The 14322-nt window shown below is 31.5% G+C and carries 12 protein-coding genes, 3 tRNA genes and 1 riboswitch; of the genes, 11 read left to right on the top strand and 4 right to left on the bottom strand.

Features of this window, described 5'->3' with window-relative positions:
* Nucleotides 1–12 precede the first annotated feature (12 nt).
* The 3 genes from topA to HMPREF9131_RS02960 are packed head-to-tail and all read left to right on the top strand — an operon-like array spanning nt 13 to nt 4704.
* On the top strand, nt 13–2097 hold the full coding sequence (gene topA, locus HMPREF9131_RS02970) for a type I DNA topoisomerase (protein ID WP_009345264.1): 2085 nt from the start codon (nt 13–15) through the stop codon (nt 2095–2097).
* Entirely contained in the window at nt 2090–3538 is a 1449-nt protein-coding gene (locus HMPREF9131_RS02965) for a GspE/PulE family protein (RefSeq protein ID WP_009345292.1), read from the top strand. Before topA ends, HMPREF9131_RS02965 begins: the two co-directional genes overlap by 8 nt.
* A complete protein-coding gene (locus HMPREF9131_RS02960) occupies nt 3535–4704 on the top strand; it encodes a type II secretion system F family protein (protein ID WP_009345284.1) in 1170 nt (389 codons plus the stop codon). The genes HMPREF9131_RS02965 and HMPREF9131_RS02960 overlap by 4 nt, the downstream gene beginning before the upstream one ends.
* 168 nt (nt 4705–4872) lie before the next feature.
* On the opposite strand, the gene HMPREF9131_RS02955 is transcribed toward HMPREF9131_RS02960, so the two are convergent.
* From HMPREF9131_RS02955 to HMPREF9131_RS02945, 3 genes are all read right to left on the bottom strand, one after another.
* Nucleotides 4873–4948 (bottom strand) — tRNA-Phe (locus tag HMPREF9131_RS02955).
* 35 nt (nt 4949–4983) lie between these two features.
* Nucleotides 4984–5060 (bottom strand) — tRNA-Ile (locus HMPREF9131_RS02950).
* 7 nt (nt 5061–5067) lie between these two features.
* A tRNA-Ser gene (locus tag HMPREF9131_RS02945) sits at nt 5068–5158 on the bottom strand.
* Nucleotides 5159–5388: 230 nt separating this feature from the next.
* Nucleotides 5389–5502, top strand: a riboswitch (FMN riboswitch).
* A 62-nt stretch (nt 5503–5564) separates the two neighbouring features.
* On the opposite strand from HMPREF9131_RS02945, the gene ribD reads away from it, so the two are divergent.
* From ribD to HMPREF9131_RS02915, 6 genes are all read left to right on the top strand, one after another.
* Nucleotides 5565–6683: a bifunctional diaminohydroxyphosphoribosylaminopyrimidine deaminase/5-amino-6-(5-phosphoribosylamino)uracil reductase RibD gene (gene ribD, locus HMPREF9131_RS02940; RefSeq protein WP_009345281.1), complete on the top strand. Its 1119-nt coding sequence runs from the start codon at nt 5565–5567 to the stop codon at nt 6681–6683.
* Nucleotides 6670–7326, top strand: coding sequence for a riboflavin synthase (locus HMPREF9131_RS02935; protein ID WP_308532310.1), 657 nt, complete (start codon nt 6670–6672; stop codon nt 7324–7326). The genes ribD and HMPREF9131_RS02935 overlap by 14 nt, the downstream gene beginning before the upstream one ends.
* 9 nt (nt 7327–7335) lie before the next feature.
* On the top strand, nt 7336–8541 hold the full coding sequence (locus tag HMPREF9131_RS02930; protein WP_004826286.1) for a bifunctional 3,4-dihydroxy-2-butanone-4-phosphate synthase/GTP cyclohydrolase II: 1206 nt from the start codon (nt 7336–7338) through the stop codon (nt 8539–8541).
* 25 nt (nt 8542–8566) lie between these two features.
* The gene (gene ribE / locus HMPREF9131_RS02925; RefSeq protein ID WP_004826355.1) at nt 8567–9031 is read left to right on the top strand and encodes a 6,7-dimethyl-8-ribityllumazine synthase; all 465 of its coding nucleotides are present in this window, start codon (nt 8567–8569) and stop codon (nt 9029–9031) included.
* Nucleotides 9025–9672 carry an HAD family hydrolase gene (locus HMPREF9131_RS02920; RefSeq protein ID WP_009345286.1) on the top strand — a complete coding sequence of 216 codons (648 nt, stop codon included), beginning with the start codon at nt 9025–9027 and terminating at the stop codon, nt 9670–9672. Before ribE ends, HMPREF9131_RS02920 begins: the two co-directional genes overlap by 7 nt.
* A 165-nt stretch (nt 9673–9837) precedes the next feature.
* Nucleotides 9838–11928, top strand: a complete 2091-nt coding sequence (locus tag HMPREF9131_RS02915) for a heavy metal translocating P-type ATPase (RefSeq protein ID WP_009345265.1) — start codon at nt 9838–9840, stop codon at nt 11926–11928.
* Between the two features lie 321 nt (nt 11929–12249).
* On the opposite strand, the gene HMPREF9131_RS02910 is transcribed toward HMPREF9131_RS02915, so the two are convergent.
* Complete coding sequence (locus tag HMPREF9131_RS02910) at nt 12250–12762, bottom strand: DUF4364 family protein (protein WP_009345249.1); 513 nt, start codon at nt 12760–12762, stop codon at nt 12250–12252.
* A gap of 108 nt (nt 12763–12870) precedes the next feature.
* On the opposite strand from HMPREF9131_RS02910, the gene hpt reads away from it, so the two are divergent.
* On the top strand, nt 12871–13401 hold the full coding sequence (hpt, locus tag HMPREF9131_RS02905; RefSeq protein WP_009345254.1) for a hypoxanthine phosphoribosyltransferase: 531 nt from the start codon (nt 12871–12873) through the stop codon (nt 13399–13401).
* The gene (locus tag HMPREF9131_RS02900) at nt 13394–14320 is read left to right on the top strand and encodes a CPBP family intramembrane glutamic endopeptidase (RefSeq protein ID WP_009345245.1); all 927 of its coding nucleotides are present in this window, start codon (nt 13394–13396) and stop codon (nt 14318–14320) included. The genes hpt and HMPREF9131_RS02900 overlap by 8 nt, the downstream gene beginning before the upstream one ends.
* Nucleotides 14321–14322: the final 2 nt, after the last annotated feature.

The following is a 14322-nucleotide window of genomic DNA, read 5'->3' as shown; positions in this document are numbered from 1 at the left end:
GGAGTTGAAATTTTGGCAAAAAACTTAGTTATTGTGGAATCTCCTACTAAGGCAAAGACAATCAAAAAAATGCTTGGCTCTAATTATAAGGTCATGGCATCCGTTGGTCATGTAAGAGATTTGCCAAAAAGTAAGATTGGTATTGATATAGATAAAGACTTTGAACCCCAATATATAAATATTAGGGGTAAGGGAGAAATAATTAAAGAATTAAAAAGTGAAGCAAAAAAAGCAACAAATGTCCTTTTGGCAACTGACCCTGATAGGGAAGGAGAAGCTATCTCTTGGCATTTGGCGCATATTTTAGGAATGGATGAAGATGATGAAAATAGGGTAACTTTCAATGAAATTACAAAAGATACAGTAAAATCATCTATAAAAAAACCAAGAAAAATTGACATGGCTCTTGTTGATGCTCAGCAAGCTAGACGAGAACTTGACAGGCTTGCCGGCTATAAAATTTCACCTTTACTTTGGAAGAAAGTTAAAGCTGGACTTTCAGCAGGTCGTGTTCAGTCAGCAGTTTTAAAAATTATCTGCGATAGGGAAGAAGAGATAAATAATTTCATAAGCGAGGAATATTGGACCTTAGATGCAGATTTAAGATTCAATAGAAAAAAAGTCCTGGCAAATTATCAAGGAACTTATAAAAATAATAAACTTGAAAAGGCTGACTTAAAAACTGAAGCCGATGTTGATAAGATTATAAAAAATATAGACAAAGAAAATTTCACAGTTAAAGATGTAAAAGAAGGCAAGAGATCAAGAAATCCAGCAGGCCCCTTTACAACATCAACCATGCAACAAGAAGCATCAAGAAAGATAAATTTTACAATTAGAAAAACTATGCAAGTTGCCCAATCACTTTATGAAGGTGTAAAACTGCCGGAAGAGGGTCTTGTAGGTTTGATAACTTATATGAGAACCGACTCCACAAGAATTTCTGACCAAGCCGTAAATATGACCCTAGATTTTATAGAAGAAAATTATGGCAAGGATTATGTTGGTAGGGCTAGAAAAGCTAAGAAAAAATCTGAAAATGTGCAAGATGCTCACGAATGTATAAGACCAACAGATGTGAGAAAGACCCCATATTTAATCAAGGATTCTCTAAATAAAGACCAGTTTAAATTATATGAACTTATTTGGAAGAGATTTGTAGCATCACTTATGAAACAAGCTAGCTTTGCAACAAACAACATAGAAATAATTTCAAATAATGAATCCTTCAAATTGACAGGTTCAATATTAAAATTCGACGGATTTTTAAAAGTCTATGCCTATGACAATAAAAAAGATGAAGTTATTCCACAGATGAAAGTAGGGGATAAGTTAAAGTTAAAAGAACTTATTAAAGACCAACACTTTACCCAAGCTCCTCCAAGATATAACGAAGCATCATTAATAAAAACTTTAGAAGACTTAGGAATCGGCAGACCTTCAACATATTCACCGACAATTTCAACCCTTCAAACAAGATACTATGTTGTAAATGAAGATAAAAAATTAATTCCTACAGAACTTGGTCTGACAGTAAATAAAATTTTGTGCGAAAATTTCGAAGATCTAGTTAATAAGGAATTTACAGCAAAAATGGAATCAGACTTAGATAAGGTTGCAAATGGCAATCTTAATTGGAAAGAATTAGTTAGAGTTTTTTATGATAAATTAAAAATAGCTTTAGATAAGGCATACGAAAATATAGAAAAAGTTCAAATTTCTGATCCCGTAACAGATGTCATATGTGAAAAATGTGGCAGACATATGGTGGTAAAGATGGGCAGATTTGGAAAATTTTTGGCTTGTCCAGGTTTTCCTGAATGTAGAAATGCAAAACCCTATGTAGAAAAAATTGGCGTCAAATGTCCTAAATGTAAGGATGGAGATATAGCCATAAAAATGTCTAAAAAGGGAAGAAAATTTTTCGGATGCACAAATTATCCAAAGTGTGATTTTGTGTCATGGAATAAACCAGTTGATGAATTTTGCCCCAAGTGTGGCACTATTTTAGTGGAAGTAGCAAATAGAAAAGGCAAAACTATAAGATGTTCAAATGCCACTTGCTCCTATGTTAAAAATGAGTCCAAAGATGAATAAAGTTAGCCAAGCTTTATTAGAAATTTTAAATGAGAAATACTGCCGTAAAAATTTTATAGTACCAATCTATGAGGACAAAAAGAAAATTATTCTATATTCTGCAAATGATGACGAACTTCTAAATTACAATATAAAAGAGCTTACAGAAAAGGATATAGAATTTATAAAAAAGTCTAAAGATATAATTATTAAGGAAATAGAAAGCTTATTTGAAAAAAAGCTAGATGATAAAATTCTAGATCAGATAAAAAACTTATATAGTGAAGATATAGGTATTGATGACTTAGAAGATGAGTCTAAAGAATCACCAGTGGCTAAAGTTTTAAATTATATTTTAAATTTTTCAATAGAAAAAGATGCTTCTGATATTCATATAGAAAATCTTGAAGACTCAGTACTTGTCAGAGTTAGAATAGATGGAAGTCTGCATGAGCTTTCTAAATTTCCAAAAAATCTTTATCCCTATTTAATAACTAGAATAAAAGTTATGGCAAAACTTGATATTGCAGAAAAAAGACTGCCACAAGATGGCAGATTTTCATTTAATTTTAGGGGCAGAAATATTGATATAAGAGTTGCAACAAGTCCCACAGCCTACGGCGAAAAAATTGTTTTTAGAATTCTTGATGTGGGAAGGGTGGATTACAGCCCAGAGGGAATAGGTCTTAGTGGAGAAAATTTAAAAAATATTTTGAAAGTCATAAGTCAACCACAAGGTCTAGTTCTTATAAGTGGTCCAACATCTTCAGGAAAAACTTCAACCCTATATACAATTTTAAAATATATTCAAAATTCACAAATAAATATAATGACTATAGAAGACCCCATTGAATATAAAATTGCTGGAATAAATCAGATAGAAGTAAATGAAAATACAGGGCTAAGCTTTGAGAGAGGTTTAAAATCAATTCTTAGAATGGATCCCGATAAAATTATGATAGGGGAGATAAGAAATAAAGAAACAGCCCATATTGCAATTTCTGCATCAATTTCAGGCCATACAGTTTTTTCAACAATACATACAGAAAATTCACCAGCAGTTGTAGGTAGACTAATTGATATGGGTATAGAACCCTATCTTGTTTCAGCAGGTTTAATAGGAGTTATATCCCAAAGACTAATAAGAAAACTCTGCCCCCATTGTAAGGAAAAAGAAATATCTAATAATCCTTTTTTTAAAGGCAAGGAAATTTATAAAAAAAGGGGCTGTCCCAAGTGTAATGGAGGATACAAGGGTAGAATTGCAGTATTTGAAATAATGATAGTAGATGAAACTTTAAAAGAAATGATAAGCGAGAAAAAATCCATAGTAAAAATAAAAAATTATGCAATAAGCCAAGGAATGAAAACTTTAGCTTCAGAAATTTTATCACTGGTAGAAAATGGTCAAACATCTATGGAAGAATATTATAGAAATATAAATACAATAGGTGAGATATGAATTTTACCTATAAAGTCCTTCATGGGAAAGAAATAAAAAAAGGTAAGATAAGTGCAAAAAATTACCAAGAAGCCTTAACAAACTTAAAAAGTCAAGGTTATAGACCCATAAGCCTTGAAGAGGATATAGAAAAAAATAAAGGCATAAGCCTAAATATAAAATTTAAAAACAGAGATTATTATTTTTTATTTACTCAACTAGCTCTAATCTTAAAATCGGGTATAGTCTTAGAAGAAGCTTTAAAGATTGTAGCCGATAATTTTAATGAGAAAAAAAGAAATATACTCTTAAAAATTTCACAAGACTTGCACAGTGGTATATCTTTAAGTCAGGCTATGGCTCAATCCAAAAAATTTACAGATTTTATAGTAAGTCTAGTGGATGTAGGAGAGAACTCATCAAACTTAGAACAAGTCTTTAGAAAATTGGCATCCTTCTACAAAAGAGAGGAAAAATTGAGAAAAAATATTTATTCCACTCTGACATATCCAATAATATTAATTATAGTTTCAGCCCTAGTTGTGAATTTTTTGATGTTAAATGTAATTCCAACATTTGCAGATATTTATGACCAAGCAGGAGAGAGTTTACCCTTGATGACAAGACTCCTAATAGGATTTTCAAAAATATTGAGGGAAAATTTTATTATAATAAGTTTTATATTTTTAGCTATCTCTTTTTTCTTTATAATATATCTAAAGAAAAATCCCAAGATAAAAGATAAAATATTATTAAAATCAGCCTACTATAAAAGAATTTATACACTGAGATTTTCTTTTACAATTTATACAATCTTATCAGCAGGCCTCACAATAGATGAAGCAACACAAACCCTTTGTAAAATGGAGGCAAATATACTTATAAAAAAAGAATTAGGAAAAGTATCTGTAAATTTAAAAAAAGGTAGAGCTTACTGGCAAAGTCTTAGAGATATGAATATATTTCCCAAAATATTTATATCCATGGTAAGAGTAGGAGAGGAAACTTCAAGTTTTAAGGAAATATTTAAAAATTTTATCGACTATTACGAAGAAGAAACAGAAAATTATAATAAGAGATTTTTAGAACTTCTAGGTCCAATACTCATAATAATTTTATCAATAATAATAGGTTTTATAGTTTTATCAATTGCCCTACCAATATTTAATATGGTAAATGCAATTTAGATATCTGTATTTACATATAATAAAATATATGATTTAGTTTTATTATATGTAAAGAAAATCACAAGTATAAAAGACTCTTTGTAAAATCTTATATCTAGCCTTATAATTAAAAATAAATAAAAGATAGCATAAAAAAACCTGTAAGAGAATATCTTACAGGTTTAATATTGGTGCCCAAAGCCGGAATCGAACCAGCGACACGAGGATTTTCAGTCCTCTGCTCTACCGACTGAGCTATCTGGGCAAAACAGTTGTCAATATTAAATTGGCAACTTATAATGGTGGGCCTTCGGGGACTTGAACCCAGGACCTACCGGTTATGAGCCGGGCGCTCTAACCAACTGAGCTAAAGGCCCTCACCATTGGCGGAGAAAGAGGGATTTGAACCCTCGCGCCCCTATCGGGACCTACTCCCTTAGCAGGGGAGCCTCTTCAGCCTCTTGAGTATTTCTCCAAGAAAGTATATTCAAGTTGGCTACCTTTAATATTTTACAAGACCAATCTTAATATGTCAACAAATTTTTACAAAAAATTTATATAATTTTGTAAATGTTTCTTAAAGTATTATACTAAATTAAAAAATTTTTTTCAAGAATTAAATTTACAAAATCTATACTTAATTAGTCCTTAAAGCCTTGACAATTATTTATACTTAGTGTTAATATCTATATATAAATTAATACATTAGTTTTTCGGGGCGAGGTGCAATTCCTCACCGGCGGTAAAGTCCGCGAGCTTTTTGGCTGAATTGGTGAAATTCCAATACCGACAGTATAGTCTGGATGAGAGAAAAATTATGCGTTTTGCGTGCGAATTTTTAAGCCCCTTGTGGGCTTATTTTTTTTATATAAGGAGAAATTATGTTAGAATTTGTGGATTATAGGTCTTATATGTCCTTGGCTATGGAGCTTGCCGAAAAGGGCAAGGGCTTTACACTTACTAATCCTATGGTAGGGTGTGTAATTGTTAATGATGATAGAATTATCGGACGAGGCTACCATAAAAAGTTTGGTGATCTTCACGCCGAAACTATGGCAATAGAAGATGCCAAAAAAAATGGCGAGTCCCTTGAAGGTTCTACTTTATACGTAAATTTAGAACCATGTTGCCACTATGGCAAACAGCCACCTTGCACCAAGGCAATTATTGAAAATAAAATAAAAAAAGTTGTAATCGCTAATGTTGACCCCAATAAAAAAGTTTCAGGCAAGGGCATAAAAACTTTAGAGGATGCTGGAATAGAAGTTGTTGAAGGGATTATGGAAGAGGAAGGCTTAAAATTAAATGAAGAATTTTTCCACTTCATTAAAACCCAAAGACCTTTTGTTACTATGAAATCTGCCATGACACTAGACGGCAAAATTGCATCAGTTACAGGGGATAGCAAATGGATTTCTTCTCAGATTTCAAGAGATTATGTTCACAAGCTTAGGGCAGAAAATAATGCAATAATGGTAGGTATTGGAACTGTTCTTAAAGATGACCCTTCCCTTAATGTGAGAATTTATGGTAACTATAAAAACCCCACAAAAATTCTTGTGGATTCAAAACTTAGAATTCCTCTTGATGCTAAACTTTTATCATCATCTGATGCTCCAACAATAATTGCTTGTACAGAAGGCTATGACACAGAAAAGTATAACAAGTTAAAAGAAATGGCAAATGTTCATATTCTTGTTTGCAAGAAAAAAGATGGACGTGTAGATTTGTTAGATTTATTTTCTAAGTTAAAAGATTTCGACATATGCTCTGTTCTCTTAGAGGGAGGAGGAAATCTAAACTATTCTATGTTAAGGGAAAATTTAGTTGATAGACTAATATTTTTTATAGGTCCAAAAATTATTGGCGGAAGTGGTCTTAGTCCCGTTGCAGGAGAGGGCATTACTCTTATGAAGGATGCAATAAAAATAAAAGATTTTCAAGTCGAAAAGATGGGACAGGATATTTTAATTAATGCCTATGTAGATAAGGAGGAATAATATTTTTACAGGAATTATAGAAGAAGTTGGAAAAGTTAATTCAATTTCAAAGGAAAAAAATCTTTATAAAATAAATGTATCAGCTTCACTTGTCCTTAAGGGTACAAAATTAGGAGATTCCATAGCAACAAATGGAGTTTGCCTAACTGTTACTGATCTTTCTAATGATTATTTTGTAGCTGATATCATGAAAGAATCCTTAAATAAAACAACTTTTAAAGATATAAAAAAAGGAGATGCTGTAAATCTTGAAAGAGCATTATCCTTAGACAAAAGGCTTGACGGTCATATAGTTCAAGGTCACGTTGATAGCCTTGGAAAAATTATTGAAATAAAAAATATTGATAATTTTGTAGAATATAAAATCAGTATAAACGAGGATTCTTTGAAAGAAGTTGTCTATAAAGGATCAATTGCAATTGATGGCATAAGCCTAACAGTTTCTCAAGTTACTGATACTTATTTTAAAGTTTCAATAATACCCACAACCATTAATAACACAAATTTAAAATCAAAAAAAGTGGGCGACTTGGTAAATGTTGAAACTGATATTATTGGCAAATATATTTTTAAATATTTAAATAAAAGTGAAGATAAAGAAAAGATAGATATGAATTTTCTAAAAGAAAATGGATTTTATTAGGAGGTTAAAATGCAAATAAATTCTATTGAAGAAGTTACCGAAGCCCTAAAAAATGGGGAAATAGTAATAGTTACTGATAATCCCAACAGGGAAAATGAAGGAGATATGATTTGTGCAGCCGAGTTTGCTAGTGGTGAAAATATAAATACCATGGCAAGTCTTGCCAAGGGTTTAATTTGTATGCCTATGTCAGATGAAATCGCAAGAAGGCTTGACTTAAAACAGATGGTAACAGAAAATACCGACAACCACTCAACAGCCTTCACAGTTTCTATAGACCATGTTGATACAACAACAGGTATTTCAGCTTATGAAAGATCTATAACTGCAAAAAAAGTTATTGATGAAAATTCTAGTGCCGAAGATTTTAGAAGACCAGGCCATATGTTTCCATTAGTAGCAAAAGAAGGTGGAGTATTTGTAAGAGGAGGCCACACTGAAGCCACAGTAGATTTGCTTAAAATTGCAGGTTTAAAACAATGTGGTCTTTGCTGCGAAATTATGGCTGATGACGGTCACATGATGAGAGGTAAAGAAATTTTTGACCTTGCCCAAAAACTTGGCATGAAAATTACTACAGTTGACGAGCTGATTCATTACAGAAAAAGACATGAAAAAATAGTTAAAGATGTGGCAGTTGCAAAGCTACCCACAGAATTTGGAAACTTTACTGCTCATGCCTTTGTAAATACCATAAATGGTGAACACCATATAGCCCTTGTAAAAGGAGAAATTGGAGATGGAAAAAATCTTCTCACAAGAGTTCACTCAGAATGCTTGACAGGGGATGCTTTTCATTCTGCACGTTGCGACTGTGGCAGACAACTGCAAACTGCTATGATGCAAATTGAAAAAGAAGGACGTGGCATACTTTTATATATGCGTCAAGAAGGACGTGGCATAGGTCTTGTCAATAAGATTAAAGCATATGCCCTTCAAGATAAAGGTATGGATACAGTTGAAGCAAATCTAGCCCTAGGTTTTCCTGAAGATGCAAGAGATTACAGTGTAGGAGCGCAAATATTAAGAGAATTGGGAGCCAAGGAACTAAGGTTATTGACAAATAATCCAGACAAAATTTATAAGTTACAAGAATTTGGAATGGAAATAAAAAATAGAGTTCCCATAGAAATTAAGTCAACAGAATATGATGAGTTTTATTTGGAAACCAAAGCAAAGAAGATGCATCACCTATTAGAAGAATTTACAAAATAATTATATAAAATATTTGGAGGTAAAAATGAAAACATATAGTGCAAATTTATATTCACAAGGAAAAAAGTACGCAATAATTGTAGGAAGATTTAATGAATTTATCGGATCAAAACTCTTATCAGGAGCAATTGATGCCTTAAAAAGACATGGTGTTAAGGAAGAAGAAATTGAAATTGCATGGGTACCAGGAGCTTTTGAAATTCCATTAGCTGCAAAAAAGTTTGCCCTTTCTAAAAAATATGATGCAGTCATTTGTCTTGGAGCAGTAATAAGAGGAGCAACATCTCACTTTGAATATGTAGCAGGAGAAGTGGCTAAGGGAATAGCTCAAGCAAGTTTAGAAACAGGACTTCCAATAATCTTTGGAGTTCTAACAACAGAAAATCTTGAACAAGCTATCGAAAGAGCAGGAGTAAAATCAGGAAATAAGGGCTTTGATGCTGCAATAACAGCAATTGAAATGGCAAATTTATTTGATGAAATATGCTAGAAAATGTTAAATCTATAATTTTTGATTTTGACGGAACTCTTCACCAAACCACAAAAATTTATACTCCAGCCCTTGCAAAAGCAGTAAAAATTCTTCAAGATAAGGGGTATATTGATAAATTTGAAGTTGATGATAATTTTTCAGGAAAATTATTAGGCTATAGTGCTGAAGATGCCTGGAAAATAATTTATCCCAATGCCACAAAAGAAATGGTCGCTCCCTTGATAAGCCTTGTAGGTCAGTCTATGGAAGAAAATATGCTGGCAAAAAAAGGCTCACTCTATGAAGGGACAGAAGAAGTTTTAAAAACCTTAAAAGAAAAAGGATATGATCTGTATCTGCTTTCAAATTGTAGCAACAGATATTTAAACCTTGCTTGTGAAATATATGGTATAAAAAAATATTTTAAAAAACTAATTCCTGCCCAAACTTTTGATTATATTGATAAGGGACAAATAATAAAAATCTTAATGGATGATATGGCAAAAGAAATAATAGTAGTGGGAGATAGGTTTCACGATATTGAAGGAGCAAAGGCAAATAATTTGAAGGCAATTTTTGCAAGCTACGGATACGGGAAAAAAGAAGAGTCAGCAAAAGCCGATTACAAGATTAATAATATCATTGAACTGATAAAATAAAATTTATATTTTTATAAGCGTCACTTTTTGACGCTTATTTTTTTATTTGTCTTTAATTTAATTTTATAATTTTTATTTTATAAAACTATTGACAAGAAATGAGCATATGCTATAATGAATATAGTAACATATGAACAAGTAATCAAATAATAAAAGGAGAAAAAAATGACTAAAAATATAATGAAAAATTCTTCTCAAAAAAATATTTTTTATTTGAAAGGTCTAAATTGCCCAGTATGTGCAAAGAAGATAGAAGATAAAATAAATTCCCAAGCTTACATCAAATCATCAACCTTTAATTTTTCTAATCAAAAATTGGAGATTGAGAGTTTTATAAAAAATAATTTTGATTTAAAAGAGGAAATTCAAAATCTATGTGATTCTATTGAAGACGGGGTAAGGGTAGTGGAAAATATAACAGATGATGATGAAAAGAGAGATATCAAAAAAACAATTTTAATATTTTTACTTGAACTTGTGACTTTATTAGGGGTTCATTTCTTAGTTTCATCACAAATAAAAGTATTTTTGTATCTAGCCTTGTACCTATTTGTAGCAAAAGATGTTTTAAAAGAAGTTTTCACCCTAGACAAGAAAATCTCATCATTTTTTGATGAAAATTTTTTGGTGGCTATTGCATCTATTGCAGCATTTTTTACAGGTGCCTACACAGAAGCCATTTCGGTAATGCTATTTTATAATTTTGGAGAATTTTTACAAGATATGGCAGTAGAAAGTTCAAGGTCAAATATAAGTGCAGCCTTGCAATTAAAACCAGCCTATGCAAACTTAAAAACTACCCATGGCACAAAAAAAGTAAACCCTGAAGAAGTTAAAATAGGTCAAGTTATAGTCATAAAACCTGGAGAAAAAATCCCCCTAGATGGGATTGTAGTTTCAGGCTCATCACAGTTAGATACATCAAATATAACAGGAGAATCAGTCCCAGTAAATGTTGAAGTCGATGATGAAATTCTTTCAGGAGTTTTAAATATTAACGGTCTGCTAGAAATTAAAGTTACCAAAGAATACGCAAAGGGAACTATAGGCAAAATTCTTGATATGGTCGAAAATGCCTCCTCAAAAAAAGCAGGAGTAGAAAAATTTATTACAAGATTTGCCAAGTATTATACACCCATAGTAGTTTTTATTGCCCTTTTCTTAGCCTTGCTTTTGCCCATAATAACAGACTATACCATAAAAGAAGCTATCTATCGCTCATGTATATTTTTAGTAATATCTTGCCCCTGTGCCTTAGTTATCTCCGTTCCTTTAGGAATATTTGCTGGAATCGGTTCACTTTCAAGAAAAGCTATATTTGTTAAGGGAGGAAACTTTGTTGAAGCCCTAACAGATGTTAAAACTGTAGTCTTTGACAAGACTGGAACAATCACACAAGCAAAATTTGAAGTTTTTCAAGTTTTAGCCATAGAAGAAAGTAAAGAAGATGTAATAAAATTTGCAGCAATAGGCGAACAATATTCAACCCATCCCATAGCAAGAGCAATAGCAGGAATGGAAGAAAATTTACCCAAACCTGAAAATTTAAAAAATATTGATGGAAAGGGAATCTGCTACACCTACAATGGCAAAGAATTTTTAGTCGGAAATTTAAAACTTCTCAAAGAATTTGAAATCACCCTAGAAGAAAAATTTGATTTGCCCCTAGCAGTTCATGTATATGTCATAAGAGATAAGAAACTTTTGGGCATAATAAGTCTTCGTGATAAAGTAAAAGATGGAGTAGAAAAAGATATAAAAGACTTAAAAAACTTAGGTATAAAACCAGTTATTTTATCAGGAGATAAAAAAGAAATAGTAAGAGATGTTGCAAAAAGTGTCGGTATAGATACTTTCTACGGCGATCTGTTGCCCCTTGATAAGGTTTCAAAATTAGAAAATATTATGGAAAACTCCCAAGGAAAAGTTGCCTTTATAGGTGACGGAACAAATGATGCCCCAGTTTTAACAAGAGCAGATGTTGGAATTTCGATGGGTTCAGGTTCAGATATAGCCATAGAATCATCAGATGTAGTATTACTAAAAGACCAAATATCAAAAGTAGTAGAAACTATAAAAATATCCCTGATGACAAAAAGAATTGTTTACGAAAATATTGGACTAGCCTTGATTTTAAAAATAATTATCTTGATTTTAGGTGCATTAGGTGTTGCAACAATGTTTCTTGCAATCTTTGCAGACGTGGGAGTATCACTACTGTGTATATTTAATTCACTAAGGTTAATGAAAGCATAAAAATAAGGAGAAGACCAAAACTTCTCCTTTTTTTTATATTTAATAAGGTGATGAAGGGACTGTCCCTTTTTCTTTATCAATTATTATTCCTCCATCATCAAACACCAAAATAAAGGACTGTCCCTTTTTTTAAATTTTTTGAATTTCGACAGTCCAGTTATTTTAAATCGGGGGACAGTCCTAGTCGTAAAATTCAACAATCAGCCTTCGCTTCGCTTGGCTTCTTGTTACGGGGGACAGTCCTAAAGGACAGGCCCCCTCAACGAAACACAAAAATCAGGGACTGTCCCTCTTGGGACTGTCCCTTATCCTTTATCAGCTTTAATTGTCCATCATCAAAATCCCAAGAATTTTTTTATAAATTATCTGTGGATTATTCTTAAAATTTTCAGAAATAATATTTGCCATATCTTTATTTGCAACTTCAATTTTCAAATTCATAACACATATATCTCCATCATTAATGGCAAGTTTACAATAATAAGAATCATCTTCCTTAAAAATATTTATCTTTAAAGAATTTTTATCCCTCAAATACTTAGTAAAATCATCTCTGTAAGCGTTAAGCTTATCCAAGAAATCTTGAGGAATTTCCTTTATAAAGGTATCAAGGGTATTTTTACCGAGGTCTGAAATATAATATTTTTTATTATCATCAAATAAAATAAGACCAAAAGTTTCCATATCACAAAGACATTCTTTAAAGTAAAAATAGTTGAACAGTTCCATATTAAGAACCAAAAAATTCAGTTCACTTTCTTCCAACTCATGATTAAAATTATCTATAATATACAAAATAATAAGCTTATTTTTTGCTATATCTTTGTCTAACACCCATCATCACCTTCCCTTAATTCCAATTATATATAAAATAACTACCCAAGGCAATTAGTTAATGGAAATTATCTATTCATTTGTTATAATATAAGAAATGGAGGATATATGAAAAATAACAAGAGAATTCTTTTTACACAACAAGATATAAAAGAAAAAGTCCAAAGCCTTGCCAAAGATATAGCCAAGGATATAGAAGGAGAGGACTTGCTTGCAATTTCCCTTTTAAGAGGCTCATTTATTTTTGCTGCCGACCTTATAAGAGAGATTAGTAACTACACAGACAAAAAAATTGAGATAGACTTTATCACAACTTCATCCTATGGAGATGAAGAAAAATCAGCAGGTATTGTAGATATAATTTCAGATGTTCGTTCCCAAGTTAGTGGCAGAAATATATTAATAATAGATGATATTTTAGATTCGGGATACACAATGAATTATGTCCAAAACCATCTGAGAGAAAAAAATCCACTATCAATAAAAACAGTTACACTTTTAGACAAGCCATCAAGAAGAAAAGTTGATATAAAATCAGATTATGTCGGCTTTGTAATAGATGACTTATTTATAGTTGGATACGGACTAAATTACGGCAAATACTACAGAAACATACCATATATATACTGCTATGAGTGAAAAAATAAGAAAATATAAGAAAAAGTATCTGAATGTACTTTCGGTAAACACCCTAATTTTAATACTAGCCATTGTTTTTCTGACAATAGGTTTCGACATACAGAAAAAATATGATTTTTTTGGTCAGCTTATTACAGAACTATTGATTGTACTCCTACCAGCACTTTTAATTGCAAGGACAGGTTACACAAGATCAATCTTGAGATTAAATAAAATTTCTCTCAAAGATATTTTCTTTACGATAACAATAGTTATACTAGCCTATCCCATTATTTTACTTCTAAATGGACTTTTCATGTCCTTATTTTCTAGTGTAATGGAATTTAAAAACAGTACTCATCAGCTTATAACCCTAGATACATCTATGTATAACTACCTTATATTTTATTGTATAGTTCCAGCCATTTGTGAAGAAGTATTTTTCAGAGCAACAGTGATGAATGCCTATGAGATATTCGGTTCAAAATTTGCAATCCTTATGTCATCACTTGTTTTTGCCCTCTTCCACTTCGACATACAAAACTTTATGGCACCACTTTTGCTAGCCATACTTTTTGCAAATATTTTGAATTTGACAAACTCTATATATGCAGCAATTATTGCTCACTTTACAAATAATGTTATAGCAGTTTTATTTTCAAGATATGTGGGAGATGACTTTTTCAAACTCCTATGGCAGACAAAAATCGCAAGAGAAATCGGCTCACTTCAACTATTTATCATAATTCTTTTAATTCTGATATCAATAATATCATCAATATTACTTAAGTTTTTGTTTAAACATTTCAAAAAAGAAAGTTTGAAAAATAAAGAAGGTCGTTTGGTTTACAGGCAAGTTGAAGGCATAGATTTATTTAATTTTGTACCAATATTAGGTCTTGTAATTTTATATATAATATACTATTACATTGTTTTTTAAGG

Origin of the sequence: Peptoniphilus sp. oral taxon 836 str. F0141, from assembly GCF_000179335.1 — a bacterium.
GTDB classification, from domain to species: domain Bacteria; phylum Bacillota; class Clostridia; order Tissierellales; family Peptoniphilaceae; genus Peptoniphilus_A; species Peptoniphilus_A lacrimalis.
The sequence above is the reverse complement of the archived record's forward strand: the minus strand, read 5'-3'. Positions and strand labels throughout refer to the sequence as shown.

Coding starts and splice junctions, on each gene's coding strand:
- HMPREF9131_RS02960 (WP_009345284.1), top strand. CDS start 3,535: ATGAATTTTACCTATAAAGTCCTTCATGGGAAAGAAATAAAAAAAGGT.
- HMPREF9131_RS02965 (WP_009345292.1), top strand. CDS start 2,090: ATGAATAAAGTTAGCCAAGCTTTATTAGAAATTTTAAATGAGAAATAC.
- HMPREF9131_RS02900 (WP_009345245.1), top strand. CDS start 13,394: ATGAGTGAAAAAATAAGAAAATATAAGAAAAAGTATCTGAATGTACTT.
- ribD (WP_009345281.1), top strand. CDS start 5,565: ATGTTAGAATTTGTGGATTATAGGTCTTATATGTCCTTGGCTATGGAG.
- HMPREF9131_RS02915 (WP_009345265.1), top strand. CDS start 9,838: ATGACTAAAAATATAATGAAAAATTCTTCTCAAAAAAATATTTTTTAT.
- hpt (WP_009345254.1), top strand. CDS start 12,871: ATGAAAAATAACAAGAGAATTCTTTTTACACAACAAGATATAAAAGAA.
- HMPREF9131_RS02920 (WP_009345286.1), top strand. CDS start 9,025: ATGCTAGAAAATGTTAAATCTATAATTTTTGATTTTGACGGAACTCTT.
- HMPREF9131_RS02930 (WP_004826286.1), top strand. CDS start 7,336: ATGCAAATAAATTCTATTGAAGAAGTTACCGAAGCCCTAAAAAATGGG.
- ribE (WP_004826355.1), top strand. CDS start 8,567: ATGAAAACATATAGTGCAAATTTATATTCACAAGGAAAAAAGTACGCA.